This is a genomic window from Bartonella sp. AA2SXKL (assembly GCF_042197205.1).
GTDB lineage: Bacteria > Pseudomonadota > Alphaproteobacteria > Rhizobiales > Rhizobiaceae > Bartonella.
This window is the reverse complement of sequence record NZ_JBHIRN010000303.1, coordinates 1-510: the sequence shown is the minus strand read 5'-3', so window position 1 is coordinate 510 and position 510 is coordinate 1. Positions and strand designations below refer to the sequence as shown.

Genomic DNA, 510 nt, shown 5'->3' with positions numbered 1-510 from the left:
ACCAGAAGAGACAAGAATGCTATAAGCCACCAAACGCACCAAAACTTGGCTCGCCAAGACCCCAATAAAACCAAAAGCCATAGTGGCAAGTCCACCATAAAATAAAACCATTTTACCAAAATGACTAAAATATTCACTTTCAGGACCAAACCATAGCAATGTCAGACGTAAAACAATATAAATACCCACCTTGCTTAAAAGTGCAAAAGAAGCTCCAACGGGTGCTGCTGCGGCACTATAAGTCGGCATCAACCAAAAATTAAGTGGCCACATACCCACTTTGAGTAAAAAAGCAATCCCCAAAAGCGCCGCGCCTATTTCAAATAAAACAATATCCGCAGAGGTTATATGTTTCATTTTTACAGCCAAATCGGCCATATTAAGAGTACCAACGATTCCATAAATGAGTGCCGTACCAACTAAAAAAAACAACGAAGCAATAAGATTAACGACGACATAATGCAATCCTGCACGTACACGTAACTGCCCAGAGCCATGCAACACAAGCCC

Annotated in this window: 1 protein-coding gene; it reads right to left on the bottom strand. The window is 41.2% G+C overall.

The window, feature by feature from the left end; translation table 11 throughout:
* Positions 1-510 (bottom strand): proton-conducting transporter membrane subunit (locus tag ACFINS_RS11370; RefSeq protein ID WP_375706330.1); only part of this gene is annotated, 510 nt, incomplete at both ends.